The following is a 21,234-nucleotide window of genomic DNA, read 5'->3' as shown; positions in this document are numbered from 1 at the left end:
GGCGGCTTCTTCTTTTAGTCGCCGCCCAGTGCCCCTGTCGCCTCGCTCTCAGGCTGCGCATCCATATCGGCATTGCGACGTAGTGGGCCAAGATCGCGGCCAACCCAGCGATCCATATTGACCTCATCGCTGACTTTCCACGGAATGCCCGAGCGGGTCATGAAGAGGCGCTCCATTTCATCGCGAGTGAACGGGCGTGAGCCAAGCCGTCCAAACACGGCCATCTGACCGCCGGTTTCATCCACCGCACGGTCCCTGTCGAGGCCTTTGGACAGCGCAATCGCAGGCGTGGGTGTATCGGCATAAGCGATAAGTTCAGGCACTGGTGCCGGGCTAAAGCCATAGAAGTTGCGCTGACTATCAGGGCTGGTGAGCTGCAACACCTTCATCCCGTTACGGCCATCCGCGACATACGCGAATAGCGAGGCATTGGTGGAGGCGACGATGACGTCCTCTGCATCGTTGAGTGTGCCATCCAGCGTCACTTGGCTGTGCAGGCGCGGTGCGCGTGGGTTCTTCACATCAAGGATCAGCAAGCCATCGCCCTTTGCAGCGACATAGGCATAGGTGCGCGCGACATAGATACGGCGCGCATCCGCCACCGGATAAGTCGCCTCAGGCACAGCCACCGGGTCGCGCAAGTTCGTCACGTCGAACAGCTTCACACCCTCAGCATCGCTCACCCAAAGGTAGCGGAACTGAATTGTGCTCGCCTTAGCCCCCGGCAGGTCGCGAACGGCGGCCAGCTGCGGGTTCTTGGGATCAGAGAGATCGACCACCACCAATCCGCGATCTGCGGTGATATAGGCCACCTCACCTGCCAGATGGATGTGGTTTGCCCCATTCAGTACACCATTCGGGTTCCAAGCATCCGAGCCATCGGCAAATTCGAGCCGGTCGAAGAAGTTGTTGCGGAACTCACCATCGGCCAATGTGTTCACATCGACCAGCACCAGACCTTCGACCGCATCGGTCACAACCGCATAATTGTAGATCGGTAGGAAGGGTTGCTCCTGATTGACCTCACGCATGCGCGCAGTGTTGCGGTCCGGCGCGATCGGTTGGTTCGTCGGCAACGCCATACAGGTCGCATTCTCGGTATCGACATGCGTGTCTTGCCCAAGCGGGGAGAATGGCGCGGTGATGATCCGCTCCGAAATGCCCTTGTTAGCGATGGAGGCGACATCATAGGCCCGGAAACCGCCGCTGCCCTCTGCCACGAACAGATATTCGCCGCGCAGTTGCAGACAACCTACCCGGTCCGGCGTGCCTTCATGAACGTTGACGAATTCCTCGAATGGCTTGGTTTCGCCCGAGATATCTTCGTCAAACGCCTCGCCGCGCACCCAGTTTTTGAGCTCACGCTCATTATCCTCAACATGGCGCTGCCAATATTCGGGATAGGAATAGCGGTGCAGATAGGAGCCAATGACAGCTTGTGGTTCATCATATTCAGTTACGCGAATTGCGGTAAGCCCGCCTTCAAGCCCAGTAAAGGCATGCATGCCAACGAAGTTCACATAGTTCGTGCCCAGCAGCAGCAACTGCGCCATAATCGCATTGTTGTCTTCCGCTTCGGACAGGTGACAGTCGGAGCATTGCTTGGTCTCTGTCAGACGGACCGTATGCGGGAAGTGCGGCGCGAAGGCTTGGCTTGAGAAGCCAATCGCTGAGATCGGCGGCTGCTGCACATAAATGCGCTCGCGGTTGATGTTGGTTGAGCTCAGCACCAGTGCAGAGGTCGAACGGACCGGAGCGGTTTGATTGCCCTTCGTCGTCTGGTGGACGCCCAATTGGAACATCTGATCGCGGGCGACCTGTGGGTTGTAGCTTGCGAAGTTGCGAGTGGAGCCGCCTTCATAGCGGTGCGATTTGGTCTTCCAGTTGGCCTCAATGGGCAAGTGGCAGCCACCGCAAGAGGTCGTCCATGAAAGGTGGCAGGTGAAGCATGCCATTTCTTCATTCTGGTGCGCGCGGTCGCTTTCCGCGATGCCGACACCAAATTCGAAACGGCCCGTTTCTGCGCCATAGCGACTCATCAATTTTGAGCGCGCGGCCTTGGCGTTGAATTCAGGTGTGGCCGGGTCGACGCTGTCCCGCACCAGGCTAACTTCCCATTCAAGCTCTGGGTCGACCAAAGAGCGTTGGATCAGAACGCGGCGGCCCTCTTCATTCTCCAGCCACTCAAACCGGCGCTGACCATCAGGGTTGCGAAGAAGCGCAAGGTTGTGCCCTTCGGGTGGAGCCGCTGGACCACTGGTACGCAGAGTTGGGTATTCATCTGCCGTGCCGTGGCAATCCTTACAACCGATCTCAATAGCATTGGCGACTTCCCCGTAGAGCAGGCCATTGCCATGTGTGTCTTGCTCATAATGGCAATCGACGCATTGCATCCCGACCTCGGCATGAATGCTCATCATATGCACCGCTTCGCCGGGATTGGTTCCAGGTTCGACGAATTGTTCCTCACCATCACGGCGCCAGCGCTGACGCCAACGTTCGTCGTGATACTGAGCCTCCTCGGGTGTGTCGCCTTCTTGAGAGGGGCGCAGAACTTCATTGTCCGCATCAAGCAGATTGCCGTCGCGATCCCGCTTAAACACGCCGCGGAAATTCCAGCCATGGCCGTGATAATCGGCGAATTGCGTGTCTTCGAGATAGGGGTTCAGATCATAGACATTGCGCAGGAAGTCGAGGTCCGCCCACATGCCTCGCGCGGCCGCGCCTTCCGGGTTACGGTCAAGGATAGCGCGCACTTCTTCGGCAGTTGGGAAGCGTTGCTCCTTATAGAATGCCTCGTAATCCTCATCCGACATGCCTTCGGGGCGCGGTGTAGTGTTCTCAGGGCCTGACCACATCATCGGCGCATCAGATTCGTAGTCCCACATCGTGTAGCCGAGGTATGAGTTCAGGAAGATATTGGGCTGGTGCATGTGACAGGTCATGCATTGCGAGGTCGGAATGCTCCGCGTGAAGACGTGCTGGAGTGGGTGGCCTTTCTCGCGCTCGGGCACTTCACCATGGCCATCACCATTGTGATCATCATAGCTTTCACCCGGCTGACGCAGGCCACCATGTCCCATGCCGCTATTCAGTGCGCCCTCTGAGCCGTAGCCATGGCCCTCTTGCATCTGGCTGTTGATCGTCGGATCGACCGTGATCGTCTGCCCATCACGGCCATATTGCGCATAGATCAGCGAGTGGCGCGGCTCACGGTCATTGGCATAGACAACGTGGCAGCTGGCACAGCCTGAATGGCGATAATCGCCCGGCTGATCATTGGTGCCCATAAACCATGTGAACGGGTCATTGAGGCGGGTCTTGTGAATGTTGAGCGCAGGGATCGCGACGCGAAGGCCAGTGCCAGGACCCCGATTGGACTGCTTAAGGTCAGGGCGCCCCGGTTCTTCGAGCCGCTGGATCTGTCCGGTCGGGCTAGGCAAGCCAATTTCCGGGAATTGTGAGTTGATCGTGCGACCACCACGCTCAAAAACGCGGAAGACGTCAGCGGGGGGGATCACATGCCATGTGGGCAGCGGGTAAAGCTGGCTCAGGACACCGCGCGCTTCTTGCTCAGGTGACAATTGCCCTTCTTCGCCGTCACCGGGTGATGCGATGACACTGCCAATGCCCGCAACTGTCGCGGGGTCACCGCTGCGGGTGTAAGCTTCGCCAAGGATGTAGTTTTTGAAGGGCAGAATGCCGTTATTGTAGGTCGCTCCGCCCCAAAGCATCGCGCCGGTTGCCATGATGGAGCGCTCGGCCGCCTCGATCGACTGAATGTGGCACGAACCACAAGCCTCGCGCGCGACGCGGTAGTCTGACGGGTTCACAAATTTGATGAATTCAGGCGATTCCTGATTAAGCAGCGAATAGGAACGCTCTGGGTTCGCCGATGATGGGAAGTGCCAGCTGTCAGGATATTTCGGTAGAACGTGAGCACTGTCACGAGCAGAGACATAGTCGGGGTGATCCTGCGGCAGATCAGAATTGCCGCGCACGCTCGCATTACCGCCGTGGCAATCAGTGCAGCCGAGCCGCACCGCAGGCGTTGTGTGCATAGTCGGCGCGTCTGTTTGGAGGTGGCAGGTGTAACACCCTTCCGACTTCGCATCCATTTGCGCTTGAGACTGCCGCGCAGGGGCTGGCGGAGCCGTTACGAGCGAATAATCCCGGTACGTCGGCGTTTCCTTATCCGCCGCTTGCGTCTCCGCTTGGAATACCGAAACACCAAGGACTAGCGCCGCCAGGGCCAGAAACGCTTGAGCGAAAGAGATGGGCTTCACTGTCATCAGTAGGTCAACGTCACATTTGCAAGGACTGAGTAGAACTCATTCTGGTTGCCACGATTGTCGAACAGGTCACGAAACCCGTCACCCGAAAGGAGTGTCGCGCCCGATAGGCGGAACACGATGTTCTGGTTCGCTTTGGGTCGCCAGATTGCTGAGACCGAGAGATCGTAGCCAATCTCATCGGGGATCGAGCCCTCAATGCGCAGGTTTTCAAGTGATGTCGTATCTTCGAACCAGAGGTGATTGGCGTTTGCCGTCACGCGAACTTCTGGCGTGATGTCGAAGTCAGCGCCGATACCGACCAGCCACAGACCCGGATTGTTGAAGTTAGATTGGCCCTGCTCTTTTGAGGAGCGCAAATTGTTCAAAATACCATTGCGACCGTTCACCGATACCGCGCGGCCACCGCCTGCAAAGGGGATCGTTTGCCGGATCCAGTATGAGGTGTCAGCGCCTGCAAAAACGGGGTTTTCAAAGATCGCGTCATATCCGTTGACTTCATTGTCATATGGATCGCTGTCGCCGCTTTGATAAAGACCCGACAGGCGAAAACGCATCCAATCGCGATCATAGCTCAGCTCAACAGCAGCAAATTGCGCGTTGATGTCGGCAGGTTCTCCGGTGAAGAAGTTGTTGCGATCTTCACCCAGAACCCAATAGGCGCTGCCCGTCACATTGATCCGGCCAATGCGTCCATCGACATTGTAGCCCAAGTAAAATGCGTCGTAATCGCGCCCACGCAAATCGCCGAGCAGAGCGGGGCGCACAGGAAAGCCGTTGTCGTCAATCTCGATATCGTCGCCTTCGCGGTTGCGATTATAGGCAACGGTCACTTGACTGGTCAGCGCCGGGATGAGGAAATCCTGACGGTAAACATTGGCAATGAAAACAAAGTCATCGCGCGGGCTCTGAACAACTGAGTTGAGACCGCTATTGGTGTCCTTCTCAAGCCGCCAAAACGCCGCCAGATTGAACTGGAAACGGTTGTTATCGCGGTTGCCGAACAGCCGCACGCCTAGCTGCTGATCGTTAAACAAGAAGCCACGAAAATCGGCTTGGAACGGCTGGATACCGGCCCGGATCGAGATGAAGTCGAACCGGTCATTGTCGTATTCAGTGAAGTGATAATCGACGAAGGCTTCTTGCACGCCGAGGAAGTGATCAAGACGCGTTGTGCCCTTGGATGGCTCTACAAACAGCACTCGCCGCTCAGGCACTTCGACATAGTTCAAATTGTAAGCGAGCGTGACACGATATTCGATGCTCGGCGGTTTGTAGGCCGTACTCCCCTTGAGGAGGGCAGCGCCCACAATGAAAGTCTGCGACAGGACGGTTGAGAAATCATCGCCGAACACGTCCAGCCGATCGGGGTCCTGCGTGGTTTGGATGCCGACAGGGATCGGGAAAGTGCGCGGTTCGTAAACCGTGTCGCTGATCGCATTGACGACGAAGAACCAATCATCCCCGGTGATCGGCAGCCACGGAACCTTCTCGCGGTTGATCGGGCGGTCGCCCTTATACGTGTTCTGATTGTAAGGATCGAGAATGTCCTCTGTCAGAACCGGATTGCCATTAATATCAGGCACATTCTCAATCAGACGCCAGCGATCGGGGATCGGCACTTGATCGGGTGAAAACGCCTGGGGAGGAGGCGCACGAATGGCGCCTTCGTTCTCTTGCTCAATCGCGTCGGGCAGTTCTGAATTGAAACCAGGGCGCTCACGGCCATCGATGATCTGCGGATCGACCGGGTCCGGTTCTTCGCGTGCGGTCGTATTCAACCCTTCGCGATCAATGCTCTGATTGTGCTGAGGTGAATCGCCCTCTTCCTCAGGCTGAGGGAGCGCCGGCGGCTCTTCCTGCCCAGCATCAGCCCCGGTATCGTACGTCGCTGGCTGCGCCAGAACGATCATTGGGATGAGTGAAGACACCGCCATCCCTTAAAGCCCCTCACACACATTCTGCGTTGGATCATCAAGGAACGGCGCAAACGGACAATTGATGTAGCGCAGTCGCACCTGACGGCTGCCCACTTGTACCAAGATACGATCCGCGCGGATTTCATTGGGCGCATTGTTCACAGAGCCGGTGCGCACACCAGCATTGTGAAGCCCTAGGAAACTGATCATGTCATCCTGATCAATGCCGTCGCCCGATACGCCAATGCCGCCAACCAGTTGGTTGCCGCGATAGACAGGGACCGACCCTGGGAAAATCTGAATACCATTGTCGAGCCGCGTGCCAGCTCCTGCGATATTGGGCAGCTTTGAACAGCCACGATTGGTGTCAGCGACAGTGCCAGTGGGATCAAGAACGAATCCCAAATGCTCTTCTAAGTTCTGCACAATCAGCGCCGATTGCAGTCCTGTCGAGAACGGATTGAACTGCTCGATAGGACGGGAAAGCGGGCCATTGGGCGTGCCGACTTCGCCATCTGGGAAGAACGGCCGCGCCAGATTGCCACCCGATCTATCCGCGAAGGCAAATGCCCCGGTCAGCGCATTGGGATCATTCAGAAACGTGCGAACGCGGTCTACAAACTGCGGCACTTCGCGCTCTGCCGCTTGCAATTCACCCGCCGCAAATGCTCCGGAGAAGAAATTCGCCGTCCGTGCCTTTTGCAGGCTAACATCGGTGCCAAAAATTGGTGCATCAGGAGAGCGGACGATGCCAAGAATTCGCCCCCGCGTATCGACGAGACTGATAGTTACTTGCGCGCGGCTATCAAGCGGTCGACGGATTTGCGCCCTCGCCCGGCTCATGACTGTGAAGGCTTCCTCTAAGATCGCCGCGGCTTCACCTTGCGTGATTGGGGAGCCGATATCCGCACCATCAGTTCCGCCGCGCACAGGAAAACGGTTGGTGCCTGCGCCGTCGCTCAAAACGAACGCGTCTGGGTTTGTGAACTCCGCCGTTGTCGATGGACGAATTCCTGAGCCTTCCGATCCATAAGCAGTACCCGCACGGATCGTCCCGTCAGTGTATCCGCGCACTGCCACCAACGTGCCTGCAGTGCCTGCAAAGCTCGCCCCAGAAACATTGCTCAAAGACGCATAGGTGGCGTCAGTGTAGCGCAGCGAGGTGCCATCTGCAGAAATGCGGTCAGCGCGAATTTCAACGGGAGCCTCAAAACCGACCGTACCGGCGAGCGCGATGGATTCGTCCGCATCAACATCCACATCGAGGATATTTGGGTCAAAATCATAGCTACCATCAGCCAGCACTCCGATGCCGCCAACCACAACGCCGTTCTTGTAGAGCGGGAAGCCGCCTGCATCGGCGGCAAGCCCCAATGGCGATCGCTGCGGGCCGATCATTCCATCGCTAAAGCGTGAGGATAGGTCGGAGCATGGCAATTGACTGAACTGCACCCCAAACAGCGGGCCACTTTCAAGGCCAACAGTAGTAGGCGCTGGCGGGAAATGCTCTTGAACAATCTGCGAAGCTACCCGCGTTGAAAAAGCATTGCCGCCGCTGGAAAGATACGCGCCTGTAATTGCCTTCGCCATGGCAGCTGCGACACCGGGAACGTCCAGACCTTGAATGTCGACGTTTTGTCCGTTTGGTGCCTCAGGAACGCGCGCATTGGCGGGCGCACCGGGCATCGCAAAGACGGCAAGGATATTCCCCACCCGATCAACCACCGCGATATTGGCTGCGTCTCCTTGAGCGCTCGCTTGGGCGGCAGCCTGCGCGATGATCGCCTGAACCTCTGCAACAGAGAGGTTCTCTTGCGCGGGGAATGAGAAGAGCTGCCCCGCTGGCGGTGGCGATGGCGGAGAAGGAGGCGGCGCATTGCCAGTGCCTCCACCAGCGGGCGCGGAATCCCCGCCTCCACAAGCAGCCAGCACCAAAAGCGGTGCGCCAACGAGAACTTTCCACCCCCGCGCCATAATTATTGCAACCTACGAATAGCGGTGGTGGCCGATGCAAGCGCGGTGCGGAAATCAGCCGGTTTGAAAGCGTTTGGCTCCTCGACCGCCGCATAAGCACGGTTGATATTGGCCCGAATACCTGCAGCAGCACCCGGCGTGATCCTACCATCCGTCACCAAGCCATTGAGCAAAGTATCAACCGCCATAACCGACTGTACAGCACCTGAATAATCGGTGAAGCGTGGCCGCGTTGCCCGCCCGCCTATGATCTCAATCACGCGGAAAGCGTCATTATCGACATAGGCCCGCTGGCTAAGCGCGTTGGAGAGCGCCCGCGCCCGCTGCGACAGCCGCTGCGCTGCCTCACGCGCATTGCCACCCGACATTGCACGGTGGAAATCACGGCTGGCGGCGCGGAAATCCTCAGCCTGCCCCGGAACAAGCGCGCCCGCGACTGCAGAAAGCATGATGATATTCTCATCATTGAACGGCGGATTGCCAAATGGGATCGGACGACCCGGATTAGTCTCGAACGTCAGGAGGCGACTATCCGAATCTTGAATTTGCCGGTGGCAGGAATGGCAATCGAAGAAGTAAAACTGCGGAAACGCGCCTTCCATCCCGAACTTGGGCTGGGCGAAAAGGCGTGTGGAGCGGCGCACCGCCTCTGCCTGACCGACGGCCCAAAAGCGCACCGCATTGGGCCTGCGTTTGCGCGACGCATAATCGTCATCAATATCGTGGTGCTGTTGAAGCGCGCTAAATAGGTCGAGCTCAAATGAAACGCGCGGGTGGCCTGCCGCCATCATCTCATGCGTCACAAATTGCCCTGTTTTTTCAGAGCCATAATGACAATCGAGACAAACATTCGCACGGGCCTGAGGATTCTCGAGAGGGATAAGGCCATCGGAAACATTCGACGAATGTGTCGCAGGACGCGCATAGTGGCTCGCAAGCCACCCCTCGGCAGGGCCATGGCAGCTTTCGCAGCCGACACCGTCGCTCAACTGAAAACGGGCTCCACGCTTTTCGCTAGGCGCAAAAGTCGCATGACACCCAAGGCACTCGCTCGCCTGGGTCGCCGGACCCAAATTAAGGCTGTTCGCAATCTGCTGACCACGTCGACCGGCGAGCACGGAATAGGCGCGGCTATGCGCGCCGCTCACCGATGAAGGCTCTTGCCATGTTGCGATTTCGTCCTGCCGAACGACCGCTCCATTGCCCTCTGCCCGGCCATGGCATGTCGAACCAGCGCAGCTAGCCACACCTTCAAAATTGCCATTTCCTGATGCTGTGGCCGCAGGATAGATCGCCACTAGGCCCGCAACCGCCAACAGGCGAACGAACCCAGCGCTCATCCGGCTAAAGGGATTAAACACACCCCATTTCGGCCTTGATACTGCCATCTCTTGCCCCCCACGAGATGCCCCAACTTTGCCTTTTTCTCCAAGCCGCGCAAGTCTTGCATCACATGCACGCATCGTCGCTAAGAGCGTCAAGCAGATACAGAATTAGCCACCTCGACTGGCCAAAGCTTGTATAGTCCCGTCAAGTCGCAGGCTTTTGCCCGCCGACTCAAAAATTTACCACGATCCGGGTTTCTTGTCCCAAGCTTACACGCGAAGTGCAACCGTCAATCCTTCAAATTCAATTCTTTCGCGATAGCTGCAAGATAGCCGGACGTCAGTTTCCCCGTCCAAAATGATCGACGCGCTTGTCCCCGGGCCTCGCATAAGGCCATGATACAAATAGCAAAGGGGACACAGAAACATGAACACACCGCCTATTCCGATTGGAAATGACGGATTTTATCATCCCTCGAGCGAGACAGATGTTGTCGCGCTGATCAAGTTTGCGCGGGCCAACTCGCTGCAAGTGCGAGGGCGTGGGTCGACCCATTCAGTGGCGTGGAGCGTCTATACCGATCCGAGTGACGGCTCACCTCCGAACCGAACCCTCCAGCAAAATCCGCCGCCGGGTGAAGTAAACCTCGCGTTTGATCAAATGCGCGCATTGGACTGGGTCGATGAAGCCAAAGGAGTGATTGAGGCAGAGCCCGGCATCAATCTTGGTTGGGACCCGCAAGACCCGTTTGGCGTCTCGACCTTGGAAAACAGTCTACTGCATCAGATTTTTGAGAAAGGCTGGGCGGTCAACACGCTTGGTGGGATTACACATCAGACACTGGGCGGCTTTACCGCAACCGGCTCTGCTGGTGGCTCTACCCGCTATGCTTGGGACAATATGATCGCCTACCGCGTAGTCGATGGAACGGGCAAGGCGCAATGGATTGACCAAACGCACACCGATTTTGACGCTTATGGCACATCAATGGGCCTACTCGGCATTGTGACCAAAGTGCGCCTGCAATTGGTGCCAATGTACAATATTGAAGGCACTGAGATCACGACTGAGACGTCTGGGGCTAATGCGCCAATGGATTTCTTTGGCCCCGGAAGTGCGACCCAACCGAGCCTGGAGCAATATCTCAAAGACGCGCCCTATACCCGCGTCGTGTGGTGGCCGCAAAAGGGGGCTGAGCGAATTCAGACGTGGCAGGCAAAGCGTGTCGCAGCTTCAAATGACGACCTTTCTCCCTATGAGCAGTTTCCGCCAAACTTCGGTGGTCAGACCGAAATGTTCCTTGGCTCAATCGTCTTCGCGATCTTTGGCAACACCAACCCGCTGCGGATTATCGGGCTGATCTGGGAACGCGTGGGCTTTTATCTGGAGAACCTTGGCGATGTCCTGCGGCGTTCCGGTAAGGGCGCGTTGGGCCGTTTCTTCACCTACCTGCTTGGCGTGATCGCCGGGATTATCCTTGGCGCGATTGGGTCGGCGCTTGGTTTTTTGAACGGGCTGGTCCGGATACTGTTTCCCAAACTCCTGCCGATCTTCAACCCAATCACCAAACCGGGCAAACAGACGAAGTTCAATGATTGGTATTGGCGGTCGCTATGCATGGATAACACCGTGCGCGACAATCTGCTCGCAACCGAATTTACTGAGATTTGGGTGCCTATTGGCAGAGCACGGCAGGTGATGAACCTGTATCAAACCATGTTTGAAGAGCGCGGATATGAGGCCACAGGTTACTTTTCGACCGAGGTTTATGGCGGCCCGCCCACGAGCGGCTGGATGCATGCAGGCTACACCGATGGGTCGGACGAGTACAAAGACGGCACAGTTCGTATCGATGTTTATTGGTATCGCGATAACAAAGGCGTGCCCAATGCAGATGAAGGCTTCCTAGACCAGTACTGGGAACTGCTGCGCGACAATAACGTGCCCTTCCGGCTCCACTGGGGCAAATTTGTGCCAAGCTATGATTTCGGCAGATGGGCCACGCATTATCGGGACAATCTGCCGAAGTTTGCCGATTTCATGGCCTTGCGCGAAAAGTGCGACCCAGATGGCGTGTTCTACACTCAATACTGGAAACGACGATTGACCGTGCCGCCGCCCGGCCAAGTCTAATTACGGAAAGCGCGCTGGAACTGGTCGACCAAGGGTTTCGTCACAAAAGACAGCATCGACCGGCTTCCGGTCTCGATAAACAGTTCCGCCGGCATGCCAGACACAAGCTGGAGATCATCAGCAATCGCCTGATCTTCGCCATCCAGAACCACGCGCACACGATATGCGCGCGCGCCTGAGGCTTCGTCAGAAATGGGATCGGCGGAGACGAAGGTGACTTCTCCATTCAACTCCGGCGTAGTGGCTTGATTGAAAGCTGATAGGCGCAGGCGCGCTGGTTGGCCTACCTCGACCCGGTCAATATCGCCGGGCATCACCAGACCATTAAAGATTAGGCGATCATCGCGCGGCACGATTTCGAGGATGGTTTCAGCTGGCCGAATGACTTCGCCAATCGCGCCAAATGCAAGCTTGTCGATAGTGCCCGCATATGGCGCGCGAATAGTTGAGCGGTCGAACGTATCATCCGCGCTCGCGCTTGCAACGCGTTGATCATTGATCGCGGCTTCGACCTGCGCCAGCTCAGCCCCTGCATCGGTACGTGCAGATTGCCCGATTTGAATGCGTTGTTCCTGCGCTTCGGCGATGCCTGCATTGGCTTGTGCGATACTTGCCCGCAATGCGCCAATCGAGCCTTCCAGCTCAATCGCCTGCCGCTCCATTTCATTGAGGCGGCGGATCGTGACATAGCCTTCTTCAAACATGTCGCGCAGCATCGTTAGCTCGGGCCCGATCAATTCTTGCTGCTGCTGGAGCGCTGAAATCTGCGCCTCAAACCCGTCGATCTGACGGTTGAGCTGGTTGACCCTTTCATCAAGCTGCGCACGCAAACTGGCCCTTTCAGATCGAGTGATGCGGAATCGGCGCTGTTCGGACTCCATCACCACCCGCGCTTCTGGCCCATCATCATTGATCAGCTCTGCCGGGAAAGTGATCGCCCGGCGGTTCTCGATATCAGCGAGGAGCGCCGCGCGGCGCGCGAGCAATTGTGCAAGCGACAGCTCAGAAAACTCTGCGTCCATTTCGGTGACATCGCTGTCCAGACGCATCAACAGATCGCCCTCTTCAACGCTGTCCCCATCGCCGACGAGGATTTCTGCAATCACCCCGCCAGTGGGGTGAGCAATGCGTTTAATCCGGCTTTCCGGTCCAACCTCGGCGGTCGCAATCACCGCGCCGCCAATGGGGACAAGAATGCCTCCGACCAGTACGATAAACGCGAGAATGCTGGCTGCGATCAGGGCTGTGCGTGCGCGTGCCTTCGCGCGCAGTTCAAACATATCAGCGCCGTCTTCGACATCCGCATCGATAGTCACAGGCAGCTGCGCGTTCATTTCTTGGACGCCGATACGGTTTGTGTGGCCCTGATCGGGGTTGCACCGGGCGGCGGCGTGACCATTCGCGAAAGGATCTCATCACGATCACCAAAGGCGACCATTTTCCCATCTCGCAGGAACAGCACTTTGTTCACTTGGCGCAGGGCCGATGGACGATGCGCAACCAAGACCACAATGGCTCCGCGCTCACGGGCCGCCGTGACAGCCTTACCCAGCGCCTCTTCACCCTCGCTATCGAGGTTTGAATTCGGCTCATCCAGAACCACAAGGAACGGATCGTCATACAACGCTCGCGCAAGACCAATGCGCTGGCGCTGACCTGCCGATAATTGGATGCCGCCAGCGCCAACGAGCGTGTCATAGCCATCAGCAAAGCCAAGGATCATTTCATGCACGCCCGCCATTTGGGCCGCAGCAATCACTTTTTCCGAAGGCTGATCAGGATCGAACCGAGCGATGTTCTGCGCAATGGTGCCGTCGAACAGTTCGACATGCTGAGGCAGATATCCAAATGAGGCACCAAGCGTATCCGGGTCCCATTGATCTAGGCTTGCCCCATCAAGGCGAACCGCGCCTTGTGATGGCTCCCACAAGCCCACGAGCGCGCGTGACAGGCTGGTCTTGCCAGCAGCGCTCGGGCCAACAACGCCCAAGGCATCGCCCGCTTTCAGATCAAATTGCACGCCTTCCAGTACTGCGGCTTCCATACCCGGAGGCGTGACAGCGACGCCCTCAACCCGCATGTCTCTTGATGGCGCTGGCAATATGGTCTCTTGCGCTTCCTCAAGCGGAACAGCCTCAAACAGCGTCTCCAACCGATCCCAACCTTGGCGCGCTGCCATAAAGGATGGCCAATGCGCGATTGCCTGATCAATCGGAGCGAGCGCGCGAGCCGCAAGGATTGAAGCTGCGAAAACGATACCGCCGCTGGCCTCTCCTGCGAGATACAGAAGCGCGCCCACGGTCAGGACAAAGCTTTGCAGGAACAGCCGAAAGATGCGGCTGATGCCAGAGATAAGACTGCCTGTGCGCTTTACCCCGTCTTCGGTTGTGCTGAGCTGGGCGTTGGCAGTGTGCCATTTTTCATTCATCCGCTCACCCATGCCAAGCGCGCGGATCACCTCGGCGTGGCGACGGCTATCATTGGCCATCTTTGCGCGCCAAGCCCGTGCATGTGCGGCCTCTTCGCTGGGCTGCCGGGTTGAGCGGTCATTGAGGAAGGTAAAGCCGATCAAGACCAACGCCCCGACAAGCGCGGTCACTCCCAACCAGAAATGGAGCGCTGTTAGCAATCCCACGAACAAGAGCAGCCACGGTAAATCCATCAAGGCACCGGGTCCGGGGGACGAAAGGAATGCGCGGATTGAATCAAGATCACGTAAAGGCGTCAATCCATCATCGCCTTGTGCCCCTGATCGTAACGCCTTCCACGAAATTGCCCGGTGAACTCTGCCTGTCAGACGCGCATCCAATGCCGCCGCAACATCTCCGAGGATGCGGATACGCAGCAGGTCAAACAGACCCTGAAAAACATAAACGACGATAATCATCGCGAGCAGCCCGAACAAAGTCGCCGTGCTGCCGCTGGGCATCACGCTGTCATATATCAACAGCATATAGATCGGCCCGCCCAAAAGCAGGACGTTGATCACAGCACTAAGCCAGCCGACCGTGACAAAGGCCGATTTCGACGCGCTGAGCGCGGTTCGAAGTTCAGAAGTGGGTGCGGTGCTCATTTGCATAGAATCTGCGCGGCGTAAGAGCCAAAATCAAGCCCTTACGCCGCGCAGCATAATCCTTGGCCTATATCATGGCCGTATTATCACAGGCTTATTAAGAAAGCGCGATATGGCGTTTCATATGGTGATCGACATTGCCAAACTCGGAATCGAAGATGGTCAAGCGCTTGAAATAGCTGCCAATCGCCAGCTCATCGGTCATGCCCATACCGCCATGGATCTGGATCGCCTCTTGACCAATATGGTGCGCTGCCTGCCCGATGCGGACTTTGGCGGCCGATACGGCAAGTTTGCGCTCACGTTCTTCTGCATCAAGTTTGAGCGTTGCGAAATAGGTCAGGGAGACCGACTGCTCATACTCAGTGTACATATCGACCATGCGGTGCTGGAGTACTTGGAAACTCGCGATCGGAACGCCAAATTGCTTGCGCTGTTTGGCATAATCGAGCGTCATCGCGTTAGCGACTTTCATCACACCGCAAATCTCCGCGCATTGTGCCGCAGCCGCTTCATCAGCGACCTGCTCAATAAGCGGGAGGGCCGCGCCCTCTTCACCGATCAAAGCGTCAGCAGGCACGCTGACATTTTCGAAGTAAACTTCGGACGCGTGACGACCATCAACGGTTGGATAGTCGCGGGTAACAACGCCATTGGCGCTTTTGTCGACCACGAACACGGAGACACCGTCTTTGTCGCGGCGATCACCTGCGGTGCGCGCTGTCACGATCAAGTGACTTGCCCAAGGTGCTCCGATGACGACAGCCTTGTGACCGTTTAGGACATAGCCATCCCCGTCTTTCTTGGCGGTCGTCTCAAGGTCTGCGTAATCATAACGGCCACGTGGCTCAGCATAAGCAAATGCAAAAACGCGGCTACCATCGACGATACCGCCAATATGCTCTTCCTTTTGTGCTGGTGTACCAGCGTGCTTTAGAAAGCCGCCTGCGCATACCACCGTTGGAACGAATGGCTCGACCACCAGGCCTTTGCCAAACTCTTCCATCACGACCATCGCATCAACCGCGCCGCCACCAAAGCCACCATCTTCTTCGCTAAACGGCATGCCCAAGATGCCAAGCTCAGCCAGCTGAGCCCAAACCTCTGGACGCCAGCCAGCATCGCTGGCCACCACGCTGCGGCGCGTGTCCCAGTCATATTGCTCTCGAACCAAGCGCGACAAACCATCGCGGACCATGTCCTGCTCTTCAGTGAAATTGAAATCCACTTATATTCCCTCCGGTGTCCGTGCGGCTCTTAAAGGCCGAGGATCATTTTCGTGATGATGTTGCGCTGAATTTCGTTCGATCCGCCATAGATCGAAGTCTTACGCATATTGAAATAAGTCGAAGCGGCATGCTCGGCATAGTCCGGGCCGACCGGATACTGGTTCGATCCTGCATCTGCGATGCTGCCATAAAGCGGCGTGCCATAGCTGCCGACCGCCTCAAGCGTAAGTTCGGTCAGACGCTGCTGAATCTCCGTGCCTTTGATCTTAAGGATCGAGCTCTCTGGACCAGGACCTTTGCCTGCTTGTTCACCCGCCAGCGTGCGGAGTTCGGTGAACTCAAGCGCCGCAAGGTCAATCTCAAGCTGGCTGACTTTGCGCGCAAAATCGAAATCGCTCATCAATGGCTGACCATCGATTGTTTCGCTGCCGGCAATCTCACGCAGTTTCTCAACACCGCGTTTCGAGCGGGCGACGCCAGCAATTCCGCTGCGCTCATGCGCGAGCAGAAACTTGGCATAGGTCCAGCCCATATTTTCTGTGCCGACGAGGTTTTCGACTGGAACACGGACATCGGTGAGCCAAGTTTCGTTGACCTCATACCCGCCATCAATCAGCTTGATCGGGCGCACTTCAACGCCCGGTGATTTCATATCGACAAGAATGAAGCTGATGCCTTGCTGTGGCTTTGGAGCGTCTGGATCAGTGCGGCACAGGAAGAAGCCCCAGTCCGCATATTGCGCAAGTGTCGTCCAAGTCTTTTGACCGTTGATCACATAGTGATCGCCATCGCGAACCGCGGTTGTCTTGAGGCTCGCAAGGTCAGAACCCGCACCCGGCTCAGAATAGCCCTGACACCACCACACGCTGCCATCGCGAATACCGGGCAGGTGCTGCGCTTTCTGCTCTTCATTGCCGAATGTGTAGATCACTGGGCCGACCATCGAGACACCGAAGGGAAGCGGCATCAGCGCGTTCACACGCGCGTTTTCTTCTGACCAGATATAGCGCTGTGTCGGCGTCCAGCCGGTGCCGCCATATTCGGTCGGCCATGCAGGTACTGACCAGCCTTTTTCACCCAGCACTTTATGCCATGCGACAAAGTCTTCGCGTGCAAGGTCTTCGCGCAGGCCTGTATCGCCTAGATGCTTTGGATATTTCTCTGCAATAAAGGCGCGCACTTCTTCGCGGAACGCCACTTCTTCAGGCGTGAAATCGAGGTTCATCGCTTTGCTCTCCCAAATTCGAATTTCCCAACCTTACTGCCACGAGCAAGGCCAGAGCTAAAGTGAGAAATACGAAATTTAGGAAGCGGCGGTTGCAGGTATTTTCCTGCCAACCTTTGTCATCAGATCAGAAAAGCTTAGCGGTTTTGCGATGTGATAGCCTTGGGCGAAATCGCAGCCTGCCTCTTGCAGGAAATCTAGGCAGGGCTGCTCTTCCACGCCTTCCCCTACGACACGCAGGCCTAACGAGTGGGCAAGCTGGATTGTGGAGCGTACCAGCAGCTCATCGGCGCGTTTGATATGCGCGTTCTGAACGAAAGCCCTGTCGATCTTTATCTCACTCAATGGCAGCATCTGAATGTAGCTGAGAGTGGACTGACCAGTGCCATAATCGTCCATAGAAATTAGCACGCCAAAGTCGCGGAAGCGCCTCAAATTCGCAGCTGCGACCTCCGGATCGTCCATAGTCGCCGATTCGGTGACTTCAAAAATCAGACAATTTCGAACTTCAGACTGCTGCAGAATGTCCTCAACTTTGCCAACGAAGGCCTCTGACCCGATCAGATTGGCGGAGATATTGACCGCAGCTGAAACTTTAATCCCGTCAGCCTGCCAGACAGTCAGATCCTCGATCGTTTTGCTTAATACGAATAGAGTTAGCGCCTCGATCCGATTGGTCTCTTCTGCCAATGGGATAAACAGGTCAGGCCGCATAAAGCCACGCTCTGGATGGTGCCAACGCACCAAAGCTTCAACGCTCTCAATCTTGTTGGTCTCAAGACGAAGTTTGGGTTGATAAAGGACAGTAAGCTGATTGTTCTCAACCGCTTCGTCCAATTCACCCATCAGCGTGACACGCTGCTCCACAATGGCCGCCTCAGCATCTTCATGTGCGTGCCAGAGCCGGTTTTCTTTGGCCGCTTGGCTAGCGGCGCGCGACGCATCAGCAATCATGGAGCCGGAGGCAATGCCAAAGGACAAGCTGACGTCGACACGGCGGCCTGCCACTTCGATGGGTTTCTTGAATGCCTCGGACAAACCTTCGAAGGCATCAGTCAGCGCCTTATAATCCTCAGTGTGCTTCCAGGCGAGGATGCGAGTGTCAGCGCGGTATATCTGGTCCACCCCAGCCTTTGTTTCGAAACGCTCTATCAACCGGTCGAAGAACTTTCTGATTTCGGCTTTGCCCAACACAGACTGGATGGAATCGAAGTCCTGAATGTAGGCGGTGGCCACAAACTGGTCGTCAGCATTGGTCGAACGCGCAAAGGCCAGCGCATTGGGCAGCATCGTTTCTGCATCGCGCAAGGTGCGTTCACGCAATTGAACTCTCGCGATCCGCATGATCTGGGCGATGCTTGCGAAAAGTAGCGCAATCAGGCCTGGGACAACCTCAAATTCGATGCGGGCAAAGTGGTAGGTCGCAATCTGAAACATGGCCAAAAACGCGCCGCCACCAAGGGTCAAAGCGACCACTTTCTCATAGCGGCGAGCGCGCACGATCACGCTTGAGAAGACTCCCGCGAGGATGAGCAAATACATCCAGCCAAGCTCAACAATCTGACCTGCGATCAGTGTTTCAGCGGCGAGCGCTTGGATGACAACGCCGGGCCTTACGCCATAATTGGGAACCCCATAACGATCTCCCAGCTCAATCGCAGTTGCGCCGATGAGCACGTCCTTATCCGCCAAGGCCTGTTTGTCGAAATTGCCGCGCTGAATGTCAATGAAGGAGTGCTGCGGAATCGTAGCGGGATCGATGCTGAAATCGATCGGGAAGCTGAGATCAGCATCGCCTGAGCGACCGGCAATCTGAGACGCCATAGAGGGCCGCGGCAGGCCATCGGTCATTGATCCGAACACCATCCGGCGAACCAGCGCGTCACGATCGGGATGTACAGTCGCAGATACCAGTCCGACATCTTCGCGCAGTTCTCGGATCGGCAGCGCGTCCAAAATGCGATCTGATTGCGCGGTTGCGTGCTGAGCAAAAGTGGGGAGGAACACAGGAGTATCGGAACGCGCCAACGCCTCAGCAAAAGCCGCATCGCCCTCTGGGGTCGAGTAGGATGAAAAGTCGATATCGAACACAATTGAGCGCGCGCCCGCTGCATCAAGCTCATCGACCAATTGCGCATAATAATCACGCGGCCAAGGCCATTGTCTGACGTTGGAAAGGCTGGTTGCGTCAACTTCGACAACGTGCACTTGACCCGATGCGTCGCGCTTCATAACGCTCGAAACGAAGGACTGTTGTGCATCCTCAATCGCTCTAACTGTATGAGTTTGCGCGACAAAGAACGCCGCGACTAGGCTCGCGATCACAATGCCCCATTGGACAAAGGCGTTACGAGTGGCCCAGCCTTTCATCCGAGTGGCCCGCTTTCGCCAGACTTAAGATGGCAAACACTACGCATCAGACACGAACGCGGTAGTCCCCTGCGAAGGCGAATCCATTGCCACCGCCGTTACCATTGCCACCGCCGTTACCATTCCCGTTGCCGTTGCCGTTGCCGTTGCCGTTGCCGTTTCCATTGCCACGACCGGGGTTGCTATCGTCATTGCCGTCGCGATCGTTGCCATGGCCGTTATTGCCATCGCCGTCACCGTCACGATTGCCGTTGCCATTCCCGTTGCCATTCCCACGACCGGGGTTGCTATCGTCGTCACCGTCAGAATCGTTGCCATTCCCGTTGTTGCCATCGCCATCATCGTCGCGATTGCCGTTGCCGTTGCCGGGGTTGCTGTCGTCGTCACCGTCGGGATCGTTACCATTCCCGTTGTTGCCATCATCGTAGTCGCGGTCATCATCATCGCGATCGTCGTCGTCATCATCATCATCGTCGTCGTCGCCGCCGTTTCCGTTACCGCGACCGGAATCGTCATCTTCGTCTTCGTCTTCGTCTATGTCGTCGTCAGAGCCGCCTTCATCATCACCATCCTTTTGATCGTCATCGCCGCTCTCATCGTCCCCGTCATCTGTATCTGAGCCACCCTCATCTCCGGCGGCATCATCGTCGTCGCCTTCGTCGCCTTGATCGTCATCAGAGTTGTCGACGTCATCGCCATTCTCAACGCTATCGCCGTCGTCGTTTTCTTCGTCATCGCCGCCGTCATCACTTCCGGCATTTGAGTTGACGTTGCTATCGTCAAAATCGCCTTGAGCAGCGCTATCGGCGACGACTTCGTCTGAATCCGTTTCTTCGTCGCCTGCTGCGCCACCTTGTGCACTGCCTGCTCGGCTGACAACGGCTGCAACTTCACCGCTTACCAAGCCACCGGTAAGGTTGCTTACATTGACAGCTGAACTTCCCACTGCAGAGGTGATTACGGCGGACGGGGCATTGCCCGCCCCGGCGGATGCGCCATTTGCGGGAATGGAACTGAGGGTTTTTGTCCCTTGGGCTGGAGCCGTAGAAACACCGCGTTTGGGCGAGTCCAGTTGGCGTGGCACATCCCCCTCGATATTGAGGCGATAGACATCGTCGGCAGCAATGATTGCGATCTCACCCGGACGCACCAGATCACGCGCACCGCCATCATTGGTAGAAGCCTCGACTGCACCTTCCGTGACCTGCATTGAGGCCCCTTCTTCGGTCACAGTGATGGAAAAGGTCGTCCCCTTCACCACAGCCGCAAGGTAAGGGGTGTCGACGCCAAAGTGGGGATCGGGCTGCCTGCCAATATCAAACAGCGCGCTGCCAAAATCCTGAATGATTTGAATGACACCGCGCTCGCGCTCACGCGGCACAATGGAAATGCGGGAATTCGGACGAACCGTCACGAACTCACGCCCACGAACAATCGTCGCTGTACCGCGAGTGCCGGTGACAACCTGCTCACCAGCATTAACACGCGCACCTCGGCGAGCAGCGCGCTCGCCTTCGGCAGTTCGAATTACGACATCACCCCGCGTCTCGCTCACGGTCCACGGACCGGATTGGGCAAGAGCGCTTGTGCTTGAAAGCAAGGCCGCGACGGGAAGGATTGCACGCAATGGCAGTTTCATAATTCTAGTTCTCCGTGACTGCGCGTTAGTCCAGACAACTCACCAGGTCGTAAT

General features: G+C 56.8%; 11 protein-coding genes. 1 reads left to right on the top strand and 10 read right to left on the bottom strand.

Annotated elements, in window-relative coordinates; all coding sequences use genetic code 11:
* Positions 1–14: 14 nt before the first annotated feature.
* From AC0V6N_RS01615 to AC0V6N_RS01600, 4 genes are read right to left on the bottom strand one after another with little or no spacing between them, the layout of a single operon-like run.
* The gene (locus AC0V6N_RS01615; RefSeq protein WP_486169848.1) at positions 15–4,292 is read right to left on the bottom strand and encodes an LVIVD repeat-containing protein; all 4,278 of its coding nucleotides are present in this window, start codon (positions 4,290–4,292) and stop codon (positions 15–17) included.
* Entirely contained in the window at positions 4,292–6,229 is a 1,938-nt protein-coding gene (locus AC0V6N_RS01610) for a hypothetical protein (RefSeq protein WP_486169847.1), read from the bottom strand. Before AC0V6N_RS01610 ends, AC0V6N_RS01615 begins: the two co-directional genes overlap by 1 nt.
* A 3-nt stretch (positions 6,230–6,232) precedes the next feature.
* Positions 6,233–8,185, bottom strand: coding sequence for a heme-binding protein (locus AC0V6N_RS01605; protein ID WP_486169846.1), 1,953 nt, complete (start codon positions 8,183–8,185; stop codon positions 6,233–6,235).
* Positions 8,186–8,187: 2 nt separating this feature from the next.
* Positions 8,188–9,573, bottom strand: coding sequence for a multiheme c-type cytochrome (locus AC0V6N_RS01600; RefSeq protein WP_486169845.1), 1,386 nt, complete (start codon positions 9,571–9,573; stop codon positions 8,188–8,190).
* 364 nt (positions 9,574–9,937) lie between these two features.
* On the opposite strand from AC0V6N_RS01600, the gene AC0V6N_RS01595 reads away from it, so the two are divergent.
* A complete protein-coding gene (locus tag AC0V6N_RS01595) occupies positions 9,938–11,644 on the top strand; it encodes an FAD-binding oxidoreductase (protein WP_486169844.1) in 1,707 nt (568 codons plus the stop codon).
* On the opposite strand, the gene AC0V6N_RS01590 is transcribed toward AC0V6N_RS01595, so the two are convergent.
* From AC0V6N_RS01590 to AC0V6N_RS01565, 6 genes are all read right to left on the bottom strand, one after another.
* The gene (locus AC0V6N_RS01590; protein ID WP_486169843.1) at positions 11,641–12,978 is read right to left on the bottom strand and encodes an HlyD family type I secretion periplasmic adaptor subunit; all 1,338 of its coding nucleotides are present in this window, start codon (positions 12,976–12,978) and stop codon (positions 11,641–11,643) included. The two genes, AC0V6N_RS01595 and AC0V6N_RS01590, sit on opposite strands and share 4 nt — an antisense overlap.
* Positions 12,975–14,717, bottom strand: coding sequence for a type I secretion system permease/ATPase (locus AC0V6N_RS01585; RefSeq protein ID WP_486169842.1), 1,743 nt, complete (start codon positions 14,715–14,717; stop codon positions 12,975–12,977). Before AC0V6N_RS01585 ends, AC0V6N_RS01590 begins: the two co-directional genes overlap by 4 nt.
* Positions 14,718–14,814: 97 nt before the next feature.
* On the bottom strand, positions 14,815–15,945 hold the full coding sequence (locus AC0V6N_RS01580) for an acyl-CoA dehydrogenase family protein (RefSeq protein WP_486169841.1): 1,131 nt from the start codon (positions 15,943–15,945) through the stop codon (positions 14,815–14,817).
* Positions 15,946–15,974: 29 nt separating this feature from the next.
* Positions 15,975–17,171 (bottom strand): acyl-CoA dehydrogenase family protein, encoded by a 1,197-nt coding sequence (locus AC0V6N_RS01575; protein ID WP_486169840.1) that lies wholly within the window; start codon positions 17,169–17,171, stop codon positions 15,975–15,977.
* A gap of 78 nt (positions 17,172–17,249) precedes the next feature.
* Entirely contained in the window at positions 17,250–19,541 is a 2,292-nt protein-coding gene (locus AC0V6N_RS01570) for a putative bifunctional diguanylate cyclase/phosphodiesterase (protein ID WP_486169839.1), read from the bottom strand.
* Positions 19,542–19,587: 46 nt separating this feature from the next.
* Positions 19,588–21,180 (bottom strand): FecR domain-containing protein, encoded by a 1,593-nt coding sequence (locus tag AC0V6N_RS01565; RefSeq protein WP_486169838.1) that lies wholly within the window; start codon positions 21,178–21,180, stop codon positions 19,588–19,590.
* Positions 21,181–21,234 lie beyond the last annotated feature (54 nt).

It is taken from the genome of Erythrobacter sp. S57(2025) (assembly GCF_057365055.1).
Note: the sequence above shows the minus strand (reverse complement) of the source record. Positions and strands in the feature narration are given on the sequence as shown.